Source organism: Martinezella sp. CNPSo 3732, from assembly GCF_057784515.1.
On record NZ_JBXSOO010000019.1, the window covers coordinates 72,014 to 87,382 of the forward strand.

16 protein-coding genes are annotated in these 15,369 nt (G+C 60.6%); 8 read left to right on the forward strand and 8 right to left on the reverse strand.

All coding sequences use genetic code 11. The annotated features are described in order from the left end of the window. The first annotated feature begins 1 nt into the window (after position 1). From AC13RM_RS24995 to AC13RM_RS25015, 5 genes are all read left to right on the forward strand, one after another. On the forward strand, positions 2–1,117 hold the full coding sequence (locus tag AC13RM_RS24995; RefSeq protein ID WP_374818470.1) for a branched-chain amino acid ABC transporter permease: 1,116 nt from the start codon (positions 2–4) through the stop codon (positions 1,115–1,117). Beyond that, entirely contained in the window at positions 1,110–2,864 is a 1,755-nt protein-coding gene (locus tag AC13RM_RS25000; protein ID WP_488555786.1) for an FAD-dependent oxidoreductase, read from the forward strand. The genes AC13RM_RS24995 and AC13RM_RS25000 overlap by 8 nt, the downstream gene beginning before the upstream one ends. A gap of 7 nt (positions 2,865–2,871) precedes the next feature. After that, positions 2,872–3,756, forward strand: a complete 885-nt coding sequence (locus AC13RM_RS25005) for an intradiol ring-cleavage dioxygenase (RefSeq protein ID WP_440477935.1) — start codon at positions 2,872–2,874, stop codon at positions 3,754–3,756. A 495-nt stretch (positions 3,757–4,251) separates the two neighbouring features. Next, positions 4,252–4,743 carry a MarR family winged helix-turn-helix transcriptional regulator gene (locus AC13RM_RS25010; RefSeq protein ID WP_488555787.1) on the forward strand — a complete coding sequence of 164 codons (492 nt, stop codon included), beginning with the start codon at positions 4,252–4,254 and terminating at the stop codon, positions 4,741–4,743. Next, complete coding sequence (locus AC13RM_RS25015; protein ID WP_488555820.1) at positions 4,743–5,426, forward strand: GNAT family N-acetyltransferase; 684 nt, start codon at positions 4,743–4,745, stop codon at positions 5,424–5,426. The genes AC13RM_RS25010 and AC13RM_RS25015 overlap by 1 nt, the downstream gene beginning before the upstream one ends. Before the next feature lie 25 nt (positions 5,427–5,451). Here AC13RM_RS25015 and AC13RM_RS25020 read toward each other — a convergent pair whose 3' ends face one another. Beyond that, positions 5,452–6,078 (reverse strand): LysE family translocator, encoded by a 627-nt coding sequence (locus tag AC13RM_RS25020; RefSeq protein WP_174718638.1) that lies wholly within the window; start codon positions 6,076–6,078, stop codon positions 5,452–5,454. A 260-nt stretch (positions 6,079–6,338) separates the two neighbouring features. Here AC13RM_RS25020 and greA point away from each other — a divergent pair, with 260 nt between their 5' ends. After that, on the forward strand, positions 6,339–6,821 hold the full coding sequence (greA, locus tag AC13RM_RS25025) for a transcription elongation factor GreA (RefSeq protein WP_488555788.1): 483 nt from the start codon (positions 6,339–6,341) through the stop codon (positions 6,819–6,821). 46 nt (positions 6,822–6,867) lie between these two features. Here the strand turns inward: greA and AC13RM_RS25030 are convergent, their stop codons facing one another. Beyond that, entirely contained in the window at positions 6,868–7,887 is a 1,020-nt protein-coding gene (locus AC13RM_RS25030) for a LacI family DNA-binding transcriptional regulator (protein ID WP_488555789.1), read from the reverse strand. Between the two features lie 108 nt (positions 7,888–7,995). On the opposite strand from AC13RM_RS25030, the gene AC13RM_RS25035 reads away from it, so the two are divergent. Both AC13RM_RS25035 and AC13RM_RS25040 read left to right on the forward strand, forming a co-directional pair. Further along, positions 7,996–9,189 (forward strand): phytanoyl-CoA dioxygenase family protein, encoded by a 1,194-nt coding sequence (locus AC13RM_RS25035; protein ID WP_488555790.1) that lies wholly within the window; start codon positions 7,996–7,998, stop codon positions 9,187–9,189. 6 nt (positions 9,190–9,195) lie between these two features. After that, a complete protein-coding gene (locus AC13RM_RS25040; RefSeq protein ID WP_488555791.1) occupies positions 9,196–10,005 on the forward strand; it encodes an SDR family oxidoreductase in 810 nt (269 codons plus the stop codon). Positions 10,006–10,092: 87 nt separating this feature from the next. Here the strand turns inward: AC13RM_RS25040 and AC13RM_RS25045 are convergent, their stop codons facing one another. Genes AC13RM_RS25045 through phnH form a run of 6 tightly spaced genes read right to left on the reverse strand, consistent with a single transcriptional unit; the run spans position 10,093 to position 15,369 of the window. Beyond that, the gene (locus AC13RM_RS25045) at positions 10,093–11,247 is read right to left on the reverse strand and encodes an alpha-D-ribose 1-methylphosphonate 5-triphosphate diphosphatase (RefSeq protein WP_488555792.1); all 1,155 of its coding nucleotides are present in this window, start codon (positions 11,245–11,247) and stop codon (positions 10,093–10,095) included. Beyond that, positions 11,234–11,980, reverse strand: coding sequence for a phosphonate C-P lyase system protein PhnL (locus AC13RM_RS25050; protein WP_488555793.1), 747 nt, complete (start codon positions 11,978–11,980; stop codon positions 11,234–11,236). The genes AC13RM_RS25045 and AC13RM_RS25050 overlap by 14 nt, the downstream gene beginning before the upstream one ends. A gap of 14 nt (positions 11,981–11,994) precedes the next feature. Beyond that, positions 11,995–12,822, reverse strand: a complete 828-nt coding sequence (locus AC13RM_RS25055; protein WP_488555794.1) for an ATP-binding cassette domain-containing protein — start codon at positions 12,820–12,822, stop codon at positions 11,995–11,997. Continuing rightward, positions 12,822–13,733 (reverse strand): alpha-D-ribose 1-methylphosphonate 5-phosphate C-P-lyase PhnJ, encoded by a 912-nt coding sequence (locus AC13RM_RS25060; RefSeq protein ID WP_488555795.1) that lies wholly within the window; start codon positions 13,731–13,733, stop codon positions 12,822–12,824. The genes AC13RM_RS25055 and AC13RM_RS25060 overlap by 1 nt, the downstream gene beginning before the upstream one ends. Beyond that, positions 13,730–14,824: a carbon-phosphorus lyase complex subunit PhnI gene (locus AC13RM_RS25065; protein ID WP_488555796.1), complete on the reverse strand. Its 1,095-nt coding sequence runs from the start codon at positions 14,822–14,824 to the stop codon at positions 13,730–13,732. Before AC13RM_RS25065 ends, AC13RM_RS25060 begins: the two co-directional genes overlap by 4 nt. Continuing rightward, positions 14,824–15,369 carry a phosphonate C-P lyase system protein PhnH gene (gene phnH / locus AC13RM_RS25070; RefSeq protein ID WP_488555797.1) on the reverse strand — a complete coding sequence of 182 codons (546 nt, stop codon included), beginning with the start codon at positions 15,367–15,369 and terminating at the stop codon, positions 14,824–14,826. Before phnH ends, AC13RM_RS25065 begins: the two co-directional genes overlap by 1 nt.

Below are 15,369 nucleotides of genomic sequence, written 5' to 3' on the forward strand. Positions count from 1 at the left end.
GATGACCACAGGTTTCAAAACAATGTCGACCGAAATCGCAGTACCGCCGGACTGGCGGGTGGAAACGCGGACGCGGCTTTCCGGTATCTTCGCCATCCTTTCGCTTGTCGCGATCGTCGTGCTCGCCGCCGCGCCCTTCTTGGTGTCGCGCGGTGTTGTGCAGGATCTCTTCTTCATTCTGACCATGCTGGCGCTGGCGCAGAGCTGGAACCTGCTTGCCGGCTATGCAGGTCTGATCTCTGTGGGACAGCAGCTTTTTGTCGGCTGCGGCGCCTATGCGCTGTTCGGCTTCGTCATTCTTGCCGGTCTCGACCCGATCCTTGCGATTCCGCTGGCTGGGCTCTTCGCCATGCTGATTGCCGCACCAGCCGCCTTTTTCTCCTTCCGGCTTTATGGCCCCTATTTCGCGATCGGCACCTGGGTTATCGCCGAAGTCGGACGGTTGCTCTTTGCCCAGTGGAAGATGCTGGGCGGTGGAACGGGCACCTCGCTGCCGCGCGAAGCCACCAAGGACATGCTCGGCATCTCCCTGCTGCAAAATTGGTTCGGCATGCGTTCCGCTGCCGCGGCCGATGCGCTTGCCTATTGGCTGGCGCTGGTTCTGACTGCGCTGACGATCGGTTTTATCTACCGGCTGCTGCGCAGTAAGCAGGGGCTTGGCCTTGCCGCCGTGCGCGACAATGAGACGGCGGCGCGTGCCCTCGGTGTCGATGCGCACCGCCTGAAGATCGTCGTCTATATGGGGACCGCTTTTGTGACCGGCATGGTTGGCGCCCTCATCTATCTGCAGAAGGCGCGCATTTCGCCTGACGCCGCTTTTTCCCTCACCGACTGGACCGCCTATGTCGTCTTCATCGTCGTGATCGGCGGCATCGGCACCATCGAAGGGCCGCTGGTCGGCGTGCTCGTCTTCTTCCTGCTGCAGAATGCCTTTTCGAGCTACGGCTCCTGGTATCTCCTAGCGCTCGGCGCGCTCGCCATCGTCACGATGCTGTTTGCGCCACGAGGCCTCTGGGGGCTCATATCCAGCCGCACCGGTTGGGAACTCTTTCCGGTCCGCCGCCTGCTGAGAGGCGGATCAACGCTACATGATGAAAAGGGAGGGCCAAATGGCTGACATCACCACCGACGTTCTGATCATCGGTACGGGGCCCGCCGGCTCGGCGACCGCAGCGCTGCTTGCGACCTACGGCCTTGAGCCGATGGTGATCAACCGTTATCGCTGGCTGGCAAGCACGCCGCGCGCGCACATCACCAACCAGCGGACGATGGAGGTTCTTCGCGATCTCGGTCGCGATGTCGAGGAAGAGGCCTATCTCTTCGCAGTCGAACAGGATCTGATGGGTCAGAACGTCTTCTGTACAGCGGTTGCGGGTGAGGAAATCGGCCGCATGCAGAGCTGGGGCAACCATCCGCTATCGCGTGCCGAACATCTGCTGTCTTCGCCCGCCCATATGAACGACCTGCCGCAGACCTATATGGAGCCGCTCCTGTTCAAGACGGCGTGCTCGCGCGGCGCGCAAGCACGCATGTCCACGGAATATTTGAGCCATGTTCAGGACGTGGAAGGCGTCACCACGACCTGTCTTGATCGGTTAACTGGCAAGGAGCTGACTATCCGCTCGAAATTCCTGATTGGCGCGGATGGCGGCAATTCCAAGGTCGCGGAGCATGCCGGCCTGACCTTCGAGGGCAAGATGGGCGTCGCCGGCTCGATGAACATTCTCTTTGAGGCCGATCTCTCACGCTATGTCGCCCATCGTCCGTCGGTGCTTTACTGGGTGCTGCAGCCTGGTGCTGACGTCGGCGGCATCGGCATGGGTCTGGTGCGCATGGTGCGGCCATGGAACGAATGGCTGATTGTCTGGGGCTACGACATCAACCAGCCGGCGCCTCAGGTCGATGATGCCTTCGCTACCAAGGTGGTACGCGAACTGGTCGGCGTTGCCGATCTCAAGCCGAAGATCAAATCCGTCTCGACCTGGACGGTGAACAATATGTACGCCACGACCATGTCGAACGGCCGGGTGTTCTGCATGGGCGATGCCACCCATCGCCATCCGCCCTCGAACGGCCTCGGCTCCAACACGTCTATCCAGGATGGCTTCAATCTTGCCTGGAAGCTCGCGCTGGTGCTTAAGGGCCGGGCCGGCATGCGCCTGCTCGACAGTTATCAAGCGGAGCGCGCGCCGGTCGCCAAGCAGATCGTTACCCGTGCCAACAAGTCGATCGAGGAATTTGGGCCGATCTTCAAGTCGCTCGGCCTGCTCGATTCCGTCGATCCGGTGAAGATGCAGCAGAACATGGATGCGCGCTGCGATGAGACGGCCGATGCCGAGCGTCAGCGCACGGCAATTCGCGAGGCGATTGCCTACAAGGTCTATGAGTTCGACGCGCATGGTGTGGAGATGAACCACCGCTATGCCTCGAACGCTGTCGTCAAGGACGACCAGCCGGAACCCGCTTTCGAGAAGGATGCGGAACTGCATTTCCAGCCGACGACGTGGCCGGGTGCGCGACTGCCGCATGCCTGGCTGTTCAACGACAGCGGCGAGAAGGTGTCGAGCCTCGATCTGACCGGCCACGGTGTCTTCACGGTGTTGACCGGCATCGGCGGCGACAGCTGGGTCGCGGCGGCAAAGACGCTGGCGAAAGAGTTCGGCCTGCCGATTACCGTTCATAAGATCGGCCCGCGGCAGGAGTGGCAGGATCTGACTGGAGACTGGGCGCGGGCCCGCGAAATCCGCGATGCGGGCGTATTACTCGTGCGTCCTGACCATCACGTCGCCTGGCGCTCGCACGCGGCGGTCGCTGACCCGGAACGCGAGCTTCGCCGTGTGCTGACGACAATTCTGGATCTGTGAGGCAATCATGAGCGTAGAAGAGAACGGCTATTTCACCGAGGAAAATTCCGTCGAAGTGGTCACCGGCCGCAATGCTAATACCACGGATGTGCGGCTGAAGCAGGTGATGGAGGTCGTCACCCGCAAGCTGCATGAGGCGGTGAAGGAGCTGGAGCCGACACAGGACGAGTGGATGGAGGCGATCTTCTTTCTCACCCGCACCGGCCATACCTGCACCGACTGGCGGCAGGAATTCATTCTGCTATCGGATGTGCTCGGCGTCTCGATGCTGGTCGACGCGATCAACAACCGCAAGCCGTCGGGCGCCTCGGAAAGCACGGTACTTGGCCCCTTCCATGTCGCCGATGCGCCGGAGCTGCCGATGGGCGCCAATATCTGCCTCGACCAGAAGGGTGAGGACATGGTGATCAGCGGCCGCATTCTCGATACCAAGGGCAGGCCGATCGAAAACGCGGTGCTCGACGTCTGGCAGGCCAATGACGAAGGCTTCTACGATGTCCAGCAGAAGGGTATCCAGCCAGATTTCAACCTGCGCGGCATTTTCCGCACCGGCAAGGACGGGCACTACTGGTTCCGGGCGGTGAAGCCGAAATATTATCCGATCCCGGATGATGGTCCTGTGGGTCAATTGCTCGCCGCACTCGGCCGTCATCCGTACCGACCGGCCCATCTGCACTACATCATCAAGGCGGATGGTTTTGAGACGCTGACGACCCATATCTTCGATCCAGACGATCCCTATATCCATTCCGATGCGGTGTTCGGTGTCAAGGAGAGCCTGCTTGCCGAGTTCAAGCGGACGGATGATGCCGTCCGAGCCAAAGAACTGGGTTTCCGGGGCGCGTTCTGGCAGGTCGAGCACGATTTCGTACTGGCGCCAGAACGGAAGTGAAACTAGAGCGTGATGCCGAAAAGTGTAGGCGGTTTTCGGACGACATCACGCTCTACTTCTTTGATGCTAGAGCGGATTCAGATTTTAGGTCGATTCGACCTAAAATCATCCAGCTCTAGGCGATAAGCGATCGTGGCGCTCTGCCATGGGTGCTGCGATCGCCCGAATTTACTTATGGAAATTCTTCATGACCGGTACTGACCCGGAATTCTTCAATACAACCTTAGAATAACCGGAAAGTAAGCTTTCCCGAATAGATGTAGTCAGCAATTCCTCTCCCTAAAGAGGCTCTGTCGCGCGTTCCAGATTCAAACAGTATACGACCTAAGCGTTAGTCCGCCTTTGTATGGCAGGGATCTGCAAAAGCCGGGATTGGTCGGTGAATGCAATCATTGAGATTGTATGTGCGTATCTTTCAAATCACCATCTGTGCTTGATCATAATTACATAACACTTTATATAACAATTTATGTAAATTGAGGAGTGGAGGTCGATTTGACTGAAGATATTGTGAGGGCGATGGGCTTCCTCTGTCTCGGCAGCCGGTTTCGCCGGATCGGCGAGCGTCTGCAGGCCGACACGCAGCAGATCATGGAGGAGCTGGACGTCTCTCTGCAGTCTGCCCAGTATCCGTTTCTCGCAGCCATCGATCGCGCCGGTCCACTGACGATCGGCGAACTTGCCCAGGCTGTCGGTATCACACAGCCGGGCGCGACGCGCACCGTCTCACAGCTTCTGGAGTTGGGCTATGTCGACATGCAGGCCTCGACCGAAGACCAGCGTCGCCGTCTGATCTCGCTGACTTCCCAGGGACAGGAACTTATCGATTATTCGAAAAAATCTGTCTGGCCGCGCATAGAGCAGGCGGTCCGTGAGCTCTGCGGCGATCTTTCCGGGCCGATATTGCAACAACTGGCCGCAATCGAGGATGGGTTGGCCGAAGCTCCGCTCAAGCGACGCGGCAACCTCGGCAAGGAGCAGCAATGATGAGCCACATTCTCGACCGCCCGATCTGGAGTGCCCTTGAAACCGCCCACGCCTCATTGGCTGAGGGCGGCCCGCTTGCGCGCCGCTATCCGCCTTCCATCGTGCCCTTTGCGGCGTCCGCGGACAATTCGACCGAAAGTCTCCAAGCCCTGGCAAAGCTGCCCTTGGGAGAGGAGGTCATGGCGATCGTCGAGGCGGAGCCCATCATCGTTCCGGAAGGGTTGGTGACCCTTTCCAGTGCCACGCTTGTGCAGATGATCGCGCAGCGCCCTTCCGAGCGGATCTCGGATCACCGGATCGAGCCGCTGACGGAGGCCGATGCCGCCGATATGCTGGCGCTTGCCACGCTCACGAAGCCCGGCCCCTTCACGCTGCGCGCGCAGAGCCTCGGCTCCTTCTGGGGGGTGAAAATCGACGGGCGCCTCGTCGCCATGGCGGGCCAGCGCATGCGCCAGACCGGATTTGCCGAGCTTAGCGGCCTCTGCACCCATCCTGATTTTCAGGGACGAGGCCTCGGCACTTTGCTCTTCCGTTTCGTGGCTGGTGAGATCGCAGCTCGAGGTGAAACCGCTTATCTGCACGCCTACACCACGAACGCCCCGGCAATTGCGCTCTATGAAGCGATGGGCTTTCGCCTCCGCTCTGAGATGAACCTCTGCGTCGTCAAACGGGGGGAGGTTTGATTTTCCTTTGTCGCAGTAAGGGCGATCACTGCTGCTGCAGCGCGAGCCTCAGGCCCAATGCCATATAGATCGTGCCTATGACCTTTCCCTGCCATCGGCCGATGGTGCGGTTGCGGCGCAGCCAGCCACCGATCGAGCCGGCACCGACCGCCAGAAGCGAGGTCACGCCGATGCTGAGGATGACGAAGATCGCTCCCAGCAGCGCGAATTGCCCGATGACGGACCCGCTTTCCGGATGGATGAACTGCGGTAGGAAGGCCAGGAAGAAAAGCGCTGTCTTCGGGTTGAGGATCTCGGTGAAGAAACCCTGCCGAAACGCGCGCATGGGAGTAATAGCCTGAGCAGTCGGCAGGTCGATGCTACCGCTTTTCTCGACAAAAGCCTTGAAACCCAGATAGATCAGATAGATGACACCGGCATATTTGACGATCTCGAAGGCCAGCGCGGATGTGGCCAGCAATGCCGACAATCCGAAGGTCGCCATCATCGTATGGAAGAGATCGCCGGCGGCGATTCCAACGCCGGTAGCCAATCCCACGCGCTTGCCGCCACTGACCGCCCTGGCTAGCGTGAGCAACGTGGCAGGCCCTGGAATGACCATCAGGCCAAATACCACCAATATATAAGTCGTCAAAACACCGAGGCTGATCATCGATCTCTCTGAAGTTGGGTGCCGTTGCAAAGTCCCCGCTACATGGAAACCTTGTATCTGTTGTTAGCTGGCTTGAAGACTAATCGTTTTAGGGATCGTTGCAACAACCATGTCGAGTTGCGGTCGGCAATGTCCGCTGCCGGCGATCCGGCCTCTTTCGCCGATCTGGGCTTTCTATCGGCTGTTCTATTCCTCCAGCATTGCCACCTGGTCTATAGTATGGGGTTTCAAGGTTTAGCGCTTCAGAATGGAGTTTGAAATTGAGCACTGCGTTCATGAAGGAAGAAAGCGCTGAAACGGCCGCGGAAACCGTATTGCCCGATCGGCCGATTTCTCCGCATCCGAACCGCGTCACCGAGGCCGGCCTGAAGGCTCTGGAATCGCAGCTTCAGGACGCGCGCAAAGCCTATGAAGCAGGAAACGCAATCGAGGATATCAACGAACGCCGACGGCAGACGGCTATTCCATTGCGCGATGCACGCTATTTCGCGGAAAGGGTTCGCACCGCCGAAGTCATGCCGGCGCCAGTCTCCTCTGAGGTCGTCGCTTTTGGAAGCACGGTCACCTACAGCCGCGAGGACGGCCGCGTGCAAAAATATCGCATCGTCGGAGAGGACGAGGCCGATCCTAAGGCGGGATCGATTTCCTACGTCTCGCCAGTCGCAAGATTGCTGATGGGAAAGACGGTTGGCGACGTCCTGACCCTTGGCAAGGAGGAGCTGGAGATCACGGCGATCGAATAGCGGTTTTTCCGCGCGCCCTCTTTCTGCGCATGCCTGCGGTGTTCGATCAATGCGCCGGTTCGAACGGCGTTGCGATCGCGACCCTCGATGGTGCCACCTGAAAATCTGCCGGCAGCATCCGGTGATAGGCGAGCATGAGCTGGCAGGCGCTACGCGCGTCATGGCGCAGATCGTGATGGATAACGAAGGTGATCTCGCCGGCGGCGAGCAGCCGGATATTGTCCTGATCGAGATCATGGGCGGCAAAGACCGTGCATTCGCGCCGGGCCTCGGTAAAGGCTTTCAAGATGGCACGATTGCCACCGCCGGCCGAATAGACCGCGCGGATGTCCGGCTCGCGTTCCAGCGCGTCGCGGACGAGCAGTTCCGTCGTGCGGTCGACGCCGAACCCTTCGGAAATTCGGACGACCGAAAGATGGGGGAAGCGCGCCGTAAGCACATCGCGAAATCCGCGCTCACGCTCGTCCTCGCCGGCAAAAAGGCTGCTCGAGAGCGTCACCAACACTTTGCCCGCTCGTTCGCCGGCCATGCGGCCGAGCAGATAGGCGGCGGTCGAACCGGCCACACGATTGTCCATGCCGACATAGCCGATACGGGAGTTTTCCGGCAGGTCGGTCACCAGCGTAACAACCGGGATCTTTGCTGCCATGAGTTGGGCAGCGAAATCGGCAATGGCCGGCGTCGACGCGGCCTTGAGCACGACACCATGGCTGCCGCGCCGGCGTATAGCACGCAGGATGGATAGAAGCTCGGCCTCGCCCATCGTCTCGGCCACATGAAAGCGCGCGGCAAATGATGCGGGCCGCATGCCGGGCAATTCAGCCTCGAAGGCGTCGCGGACGGCCGCTGAGAAGCGCTGCGGCGTATCCATGACGACATCGATGACGAGACGCCGCCCTGCCAAGCCCGATTGTACATATTGCCGCTCCAGCTCGGCAATCGCCGCTGCGACCCGCGTGCGGGTCACGGGGCGGACGCCTTGGCGTTCATGCATGACCCGATCGACCGTCGCGAGGCTGAGACCAGCCTGCAGCGCGATGTCTTTCAATGGGAAAGGCGATTTCAAGGCTGTTCTTTCTGAGGTGTTTTTGAGGGGTTTTATCTCTTTCTCATAAGTCCGACCGAGACTAGGATCAACCTCATAAGTCCAACGTCACTTTGGGAGGAGAACACCATGGACGCTCAGACGCTCGCCAGCCGACGAAGCCAAAAGGTTTGGTTGTCGGCCGATTGCGGCAATTTCGATACTTTCAAAGGTCTGGTCGAAAAGACCGCCAATCTGGCGGACTGGCCATTGGCGGCGGGGATCGAGAAAAACATCCTCATCTATGATGGCGACAAGGTTCGCAGCGCCGTCGGGGATGAAGACGAACGTCGCGCCCTGATGGCCGAGTGGGTAGAAGCCTTTACCTCAGGTCCCGGCATCGTCGTCATCAAGAACGCCATGCCGGATACGGCAGTCGTCGATCGCGCGACTGCCGTGTTCGAAGCCATCGTCCGCGAGGAAAAAGAGAAGGGTAAGGGGGCCGGCGATCATTTCGCCAAGCCCGGCGCCAATGATCGCATATGGAATGCGCTAGAAAAACACTGCCTGGCGGATCCGGAAAATTTTGCCCGCTATTATGCCTCGACGGCGGTCGCCATGGTGTCGGAGGCCTGGCTCGGCGTCGGCTATCAGATGACGGCGCAGATGAACCGGGTCAATCCCGGCGGCACCGCGCAGAAGCCGCATCGCGACTATCATCTCGGCTTCATGTCGCCGCAGCAGATGCAGGCTTATCCCGGCCATATCCATGCGGTTTCGCCGCTCTTGACACTGCAGGGAGCGGTCGCGCATTGCGACATGCCGCTCGAAAGCGGGCCGACGCTGTTCCTGCCCTATTCGCAGACCTTCTTCGAAGGCTACATCGCCTTCGGCAGGCCGGAATTTCAGGCCTATTTCGCCGAACATCACGTGCAACTACCGCTGGAAAAGGGTGATGCCGTCTTCTTCAATCCGGCCGTCATGCATGGTGCCGGCAACAATGTCTCGAAGGACATCTACCGCATGGCGAACCTCCTGCAGGTATCCTCGGCCTTCGGGCGCGCAATGGAGAGCGTCAATCGCAGCCGCATGTCGGTGACGGTCTATCCGGCGCTTGTCGCCGCTCTCGATGCCGGTACGCTGAACCGGGCAGAGGCCGCCAACGTCATTGCATCGACCGCTGAGGGATATGCCTTCCCGACCAATCTCGACAGCGATCCGCCCGTTGGCGGTTTGGCGCCGAAAACGCAAGCGACCATCATGACCGAGGCGATCGATGCCGGAGTGGATGCCGGTCAATTTGCCGAGCTGATCGCCGCCCACGCCACACGCAGGGAGGCTTGAGACCCGATGAGCCGACTGGATGGAAAATTTGCCGTCGTAACCGGTGGCACGCAGGGGCTGGGCGCGGAAGTCGCGCGTCTCTTTGCCGAGCGGGGCGCTGCCGGCCTGACGATCTGCGGCCGTAGCACTGCCAAGGGCGAGGCCAAGGCACGGGAGATCGGTGACCGCTACAAAATACCGGTCGCCTTCGTCACGGCCGATCTCGGTAAGGTCGAGGATTGCCGTAAAGTCATCGCGACCGCGGTCGAAAAATTCGGTCGCATCGACGCTCTCGTCAATGTCGCCGCTATCACCGACCGCGGCACCATTCTCGACACCGATCCGGAGTTGTTCGACCGGATGTTCGCCGTGAATGCGCGCGCGCCCTTCTTCCTGATGCAGGACGCGATCAAGAACATGATCGCCAATGGCATCGAAGGAACGATCGTCAATATTTCTTCGATGTCGGCGCTGGCCGGCCAGCCCTTCATCAGCGCCTATTGCTCTTCCAAAGGCGCGCTGGATACGCTGACCCGCAATACCGCCTTCTCCCTGCTCAGGAACCGCATCAGGGTCAACGCGCTTAATATCGGCTGGATGTCGAGCGATGGCGAGGATCGCATTCAACGCGAATATCATGGCGCTGCGGAGGATTGGCTGGCAAAAGCCGCCGCCGAGCAGCCGTTCGGCCGGCTGGTCGATCCGGCCGAGGTCGCACGTGCCGTCGCCTTCCTGTCATCGGAGGAATCCGGCCTGATGACCGGCGCTACGATCAATTTCGATCAGTCGATCTGGGGCGCCTATGAAGGATCGCCGCATCCGGAGAAACCGATGTAAGCCACGCAGATTGGCGGGAGGAAATACCCTCCCGCTGATGGGCAGACTGCTTGCCGGCGCGAAATGCCAACTGGCTTCCTCAGCGGCTCAGAAACCCTTGATCGTTCCGTCAGACCAGACCATCTTGCCGCCGCGGATCGTGCTGCGCACGCGCGGCACCCGGCCGCGTTCTGCGATCACGAGATCGGCGCGTAGCCCCTCGGCGATGCGGCCGCGATCATTCAGGCCAAGTGCCTTTGCCGGGTTGGCGCTTGCCAATGCCGCCGAGGCGGGAAGGCCGCCCTTGCCGATTTCCGCAAGCGCGATCACAGCAGGCAGAATGGCCGAGGGATGATAGTCGCTCGCAAGGATATCGAGCACGCCGGCTTCATAGGCTTCCCGCGCGGAAAGATTGCCGGAATAGGAAAGGCCGCGCAGCGCATTCGGCGCGCCCATGGCTGTCGCTAATCCCAGCCGCCTTGCTTCGGTGGCCGTCGCGATATTGATCGGAAACTCGCTGATTGCAGCGCCGAGGCTATGCAGCAGTGCTGCCTTCTCGACGGTGTCGTCATCGTGGGAGGCAAGCACGACGCCGTGCTCGCGGGCCAGTTCCGCCAGGCTATTGATGATGTCCATGCTGTCGCCATGCTCGGAGCGGGCCGCCATGCGCTGTTTCACGAGTTCTGCCGCCTGCGCCTCGCTGATTTTCTTGGCCTTTGCCGTATTGGCGATATGCAGCTCGATATCGCGATATTGTCCCTGGCCCGGCGTATGATCCATCAGCGAAATCAGGTGGAGCGCGCCGGCGTCGATCAGGGTCTTTGCCTCTTTCAGTGCAGGCAGGAACGTCACTTCGAAGCGGCCATGGATGCGGTGGTCGATCAAAAGCTCTTCCCGCATCGATGCGAGCTTTTCGATCATCGCATGGGTATGCTCTATGGAGCGGACATGGCCGTAAGTTGCCGGGGTGAAGGCGACAGCCGCGTAGGCTGTCGTCACGCCGTTGGCGGCGAGCATCTTGTCGAGGTCGTAGACGCCGAGTTCGAGCGGCATGCGGACATTGACGCGCGGCTCCACGCATTTTTCGATCATATCGCCATGCATGTCGACAAAGCCGGGCAGCAGAAACCGACCGTGCCCGTCCACTTCTGCTCCTTCGATAGGCCGCTCGCTGATTTCAGCGATCAGTCCATCCTCGATCCTGATAGCGCCGCGCTCGATCATGCGATCCTGCAATATAATTTCGAAATTACTCAGCCACATCGTCTTGCTCGTCCTCGATCTTGATGGCTTCCAGATGAAGTTCCCGGTCGATCAATGCCTTTACATCGTCCGGATGGTGAAAGACACCGATCATCGCGACGCCGGACGCTTTGAGCTGTGTCAGTCTTTCGACCAGTGCGCGGCGGGCGGAATAGTCGAGCGAAGCGGTCGGTTCGTCGAGCAGCAGCAGGCGCTGCGGCAGGATGAACGCGCGGGCCAGATTGACCTTCTGCTGCTCGCCGCCGGAGAAGGTTGAGGGATAGGCTGACCAGAGCTGTTTCTTCACGCCGAAAGCGTCGAGCCAGCGCCGCGCCTCGGTCAGGGCTTCGGTATGCGATGCGCCGGCAAGCCTTAGCGGTTCGGCGACAATCTCCTCGGCGGCGACGCGAGGACGCGCATTTAGGAACTGGGTGACGAAGCCGATTTCGCGGCGGCGCAGCACGGCAATGTCGACATCCGCCGCCGTCGCGAGATCGATGATCCCTTCCTGCGTGTGATAATAGACGTGGCCGGCGCGCGGCAGGTAAGAGCGGTAGAGCGTGCGCAGCAGCGTCGATTTGCCAGCGCCGTTCTCGCCCTTGAGCAGGATGAATTCACCCGCATTCAGGTCGAATTCGATATTCTCGAAGGCAAACAGCGTGCGCTTGAGGTGATGCATTTCAAATTGCTTCGAAAGGCCCTGGACGCGCAGCACCGGAGATGTGGCCTGTCTGGCGGAAACCTGAATATTCATCTCTAGCGTTTCCCTCAAAGCTTGGCGTGAACGAGCTGCTGCGTGTAGGCGTGCTGCGGATCCTGGAAGATCTGGTCGGCCAGGCCCTGTTCCACGACCTTGCCGCGCCGCATGACCATAACCCGGTCTGCCATCGTGCGGATGACACCGAGATCGTGCGAAACCAGAACCATCGTGATGGAACGCTCGCGCTGCAGCCGCTTCAGCGTGTCGAGAACCAGCGCCTGAACACTGACGTCGAGGCCAGTCGTCGGCTCGTCGAGCAACAGCACAGCAGGTTCCAGTGCGATCGCCTTGGCAAGCTGCACCCGCTGCTGCATGCCGCCGGAAAGCTCGTTCGGTCGGGCATCCATGCGCTCGATCGGAAATTCCGAGGCATCGAGCGACTGGCGCGCCCGTTCGCGCAGCTCGGCGAAATTGCGATTGCCGGCAATCAGCAGCCGTTCGGCGACGTTGCCGCTGCTCGTGTGGTTCATCAACAAGCCGAGATGCGGGTTCTGATAGACGATGCCGATATGATGCGCCCGCAGCATCCGCCGCTCGAAGCGGTCGAGCGTGAAGAGGTTGCGGCCTTCGTGTCCGGGCAGGGCGAGATTATAGGTTCCGGTGTCGGGCGTATCCTCGAGGTTCATCATCTTGAGCAACGTCGACTTGCCGGAGCCGGATTCGCCGACAATGCCGAGAACTTCGCCAGGATAGACCGTCGCATCGACGCCGCTAAGGGCGGTGACATTGCCGTAGTTGCGCGCAATGCCGCGCATCGTCAGGATGGGCTCGGCCAACATCAGCCGCGGCGGCTCGCGGGTCAGCTCTGCCGATTGAGCGGTATCAAGCGCGGCCATTAGCCCATCCTTCCATTCTTGTACCAGGTCTCGCCGATCTCGACCGCTTCGGCTTCCGACTTGCGGATGTGCTTCACGCCGAAATGGCTGTCGGACAGTTCGTATTGCGAGGAACCGTCTTCCTGCGGAAGCTCGTTCATGAAGAAACCGGTGACATCGCTGCGGTAGCAGGTCTTGTCCTGGTGATCCTCGACGCGGTAGGGCACATCGTCGAAAACAAGCGGTTCGACGCGGGTATAGGGCGGCACGGCGAAGATGCGCTTCTCGCGGCCGGCGGACAGGATTGTCAGGTGGTCCGCCTGATTGAGCTTGGGCACGTCCCAGCGCGGGATCGGCGATGGCGTCATTACATGCCGGCCGTTGACCATGCTCGGATAGCTGGACCCTTGCATGATCCGTCCCGATTTGACGAGCTGTTCGTAGAGCACCAACCACAGCTGCCCATAATCGGCATCGCCATGCATTTCGCGGGCGACAGACATATCCGGCTGCACCGGGCGCAACGGTTCCGGATTCGGAACCTGCAGCACCAGGACCTGATCTTCGCGCAGCTTTTCCTCCGGAATGCGGTGGCGGGACTGAATGATGGTCGCGGCCATCGTGTCTTCCGTCTCAACGGCGCCGCCAACCCGCGCCACGAACTTGCGTATGCTGCTGGCATTGACGGAATCATCCGATCCCTGGTCGATGACTTTGACGACGGATGTGGGCTTGAGCAACGTCAGCGTCACCTGCAGGCCGCCCGTTCCCCAGCCGCGCGCGATTGGCACTTCGCGGCTGGCATAGGGCACCTGATAGCCAGGTACGGCGATCGCCTTCAGAATGCGGCGGCGCATTTCGCGCTTGGCGGATTCATCGAGAAAGCCGTAGTTGAAGGCCATCCAGGGCTTGGTCAGTTCCTGAAGTTTCATAGCGCGACCTCCTCCTGTTGCGCGGCAAGCTTTTCGGTGACGGCCAGCTTCGCGGCGGCAGCATCCTTATCGGTCTTCACGCGGCGCAGTGCATCGAGGGTCGATTGGAACGTCACATAGTGCGGAAGCTTGAAGTGGATGCAGAAGCCGGAGCTTTCGACCGGCTCGGTGTGATAGAGAACGAATTCTTCGTTCGCGGCCGGATGCGGATTGGGTTGATTGGAGGCAAGATCGAGCGTTGCCGCCGCGATCACCTTCACCTCGTTCCAGCCGAAGGTCGCCGAAAAGCCCAATTGCAATTCTTTCGCCTTGGAAATCACCTCCGTCTGGCTGACACGAACGCGCCCGGCGCTGAAGACGGTGCCGGAGGGGTGGCGCAGGCGAACCGGTGCGTATGCCAAGCGCAGCTCGTTGACGGTCGGATGCACGGCGCTATAGCCGCGCATGGTGGCGTAGCCGAGCGCCAGCGTGCCGCCGGTGTCGGCGCGTGCCAAGCTCTGCAGCTTGTGGGCGCGTGCTGCCGGAAAAAGCAGCGGCTCGCGCGTCAAATCGGGGATTTCCTCAGGCGCGACCGTCTCGACCGGATGATCCGGAATAAGCCCCTGTGCCTTTTGCCAGCTGGTGAGTGAGGGGTGCGTCGCCGACGCTGGTTTCGCAGCGGGGATCACTGGCTCCGGGACATAGTCATTGCCCTGCAATACGTCGACCTGAAGCAGGCGATGGGAGTAATCCAGCGTCGGCCCCAATATCTGGCCACCCGGAATGTCCTTGAAGGCAGCCGAAATGCGTCGGACCGTCAGAAGATCCGGCTGGCTGACGGGTTCGGCAACGGCGATGCGTGGCTGCGTCGTGCGGTAAGCGCGCAGCAGCAGGATCGCCTCGTAGAGATCGCCGCCGGCCTGGGCGAGCGCCAGAGCGGCGAGGTCGGGTTCGTAAAGCGAGGCTTCGCCCATCAACCGGTCGATGAGATAGGGAAGGCCGGTCCGAACGGCCTCAACGCGCTCGCGCGTGATCGGACCGAGATCGGTGCGGAAAAGCCGTTCCGCCTGTTCGATGGCGTATTCGCCGCCGCGGGTTGCCACATAGGCCATCAGAGCACCTCGATTTTCGTGGAGCGGGGAATGCCGAGCAGGCGTCTTCCATCGATGAGATAGAGATCCCAGCCGAGCGGATAGCGGATGGCCTTGGCACGCATCTGCCAGAAGGCAGGATCGATGCCTTCGACTGAGATTGTGACGTTGTCCTTGATGCCGGGGCCTGTAAGGCGCAGTTGCTGCCTGGAACCGAAACGTGCGGGAGCAAACAGCGTTGCGGCGTCATCCGGATACAGCAGGCTGCCGATGCGCAATCTCGACAGCGCTTCGACACTCTCGGCAGAGCCGATGGTCGCAAAGACATAGTCGGCATCGGCAAGCGGCATCCGCCTTGCCCCGGTTGCGGCCATCTTTAGATCCAGGGACGGATCATTTGCCACATGGAAGCTGCATTCGCGGTCGAGCAGGCTTTCGGCGAGCGGCCAGAAGCCTTCAGCGGGTAGTTCACGCGGCTGCCCGGGCCGGCTCAGCGCCCACATGAGTTCCTCAAAGGTGGCGTTGGTGCGGGTGTCGTCGAGGGTCGGCAAGAGATTGTGTGCCAT

Bases quoted from the DNA above. Each gene is read 5' to 3' on its own strand.
- AC13RM_RS24995 (WP_374818470.1), top strand. From the start codon at position 2: ATGACCACAGGTTTCAAAACAATGTCGACCGAAATCGCAGTACCGCCG.
- AC13RM_RS25000 (WP_488555786.1), top strand. From the start codon at position 1,110: ATGGCTGACATCACCACCGACGTTCTGATCATCGGTACGGGGCCCGCC.
- AC13RM_RS25005 (WP_440477935.1), top strand. From the start codon at position 2,872: ATGAGCGTAGAAGAGAACGGCTATTTCACCGAGGAAAATTCCGTCGAA.
- AC13RM_RS25015 (WP_488555820.1), top strand. From the start codon at position 4,743: ATGAGCCACATTCTCGACCGCCCGATCTGGAGTGCCCTTGAAACCGCC.
- AC13RM_RS25020 (WP_174718638.1), bottom strand. From the start codon at position 6,078: ATGATCAGCCTCGGTGTTTTGACGACTTATATATTGGTGGTATTTGGC.
- AC13RM_RS25035 (WP_488555790.1), top strand. From the start codon at position 7,996: ATGGACGCTCAGACGCTCGCCAGCCGACGAAGCCAAAAGGTTTGGTTG.
- AC13RM_RS25040 (WP_488555791.1), top strand. From the start codon at position 9,196: ATGAGCCGACTGGATGGAAAATTTGCCGTCGTAACCGGTGGCACGCAG.
- AC13RM_RS25045 (WP_488555792.1), bottom strand. From the start codon at position 11,247: ATGTGGCTGAGTAATTTCGAAATTATATTGCAGGATCGCATGATCGAG.
- AC13RM_RS25050 (WP_488555793.1), bottom strand. From the start codon at position 11,980: ATGAATATTCAGGTTTCCGCCAGACAGGCCACATCTCCGGTGCTGCGC.
- AC13RM_RS25055 (WP_488555794.1), bottom strand. From the start codon at position 12,822: ATGGCCGCGCTTGATACCGCTCAATCGGCAGAGCTGACCCGCGAGCCG.
- AC13RM_RS25060 (WP_488555795.1), bottom strand. From the start codon at position 13,733: ATGAAACTTCAGGAACTGACCAAGCCCTGGATGGCCTTCAACTACGGC.
- AC13RM_RS25065 (WP_488555796.1), bottom strand. From the start codon at position 14,824: ATGGCCTATGTGGCAACCCGCGGCGGCGAATACGCCATCGAACAGGCG.
- phnH (WP_488555797.1), bottom strand. From the start codon at position 15,369: ATGGCACACAATCTCTTGCCGACCCTCGACGACACCCGCACCAACGCC.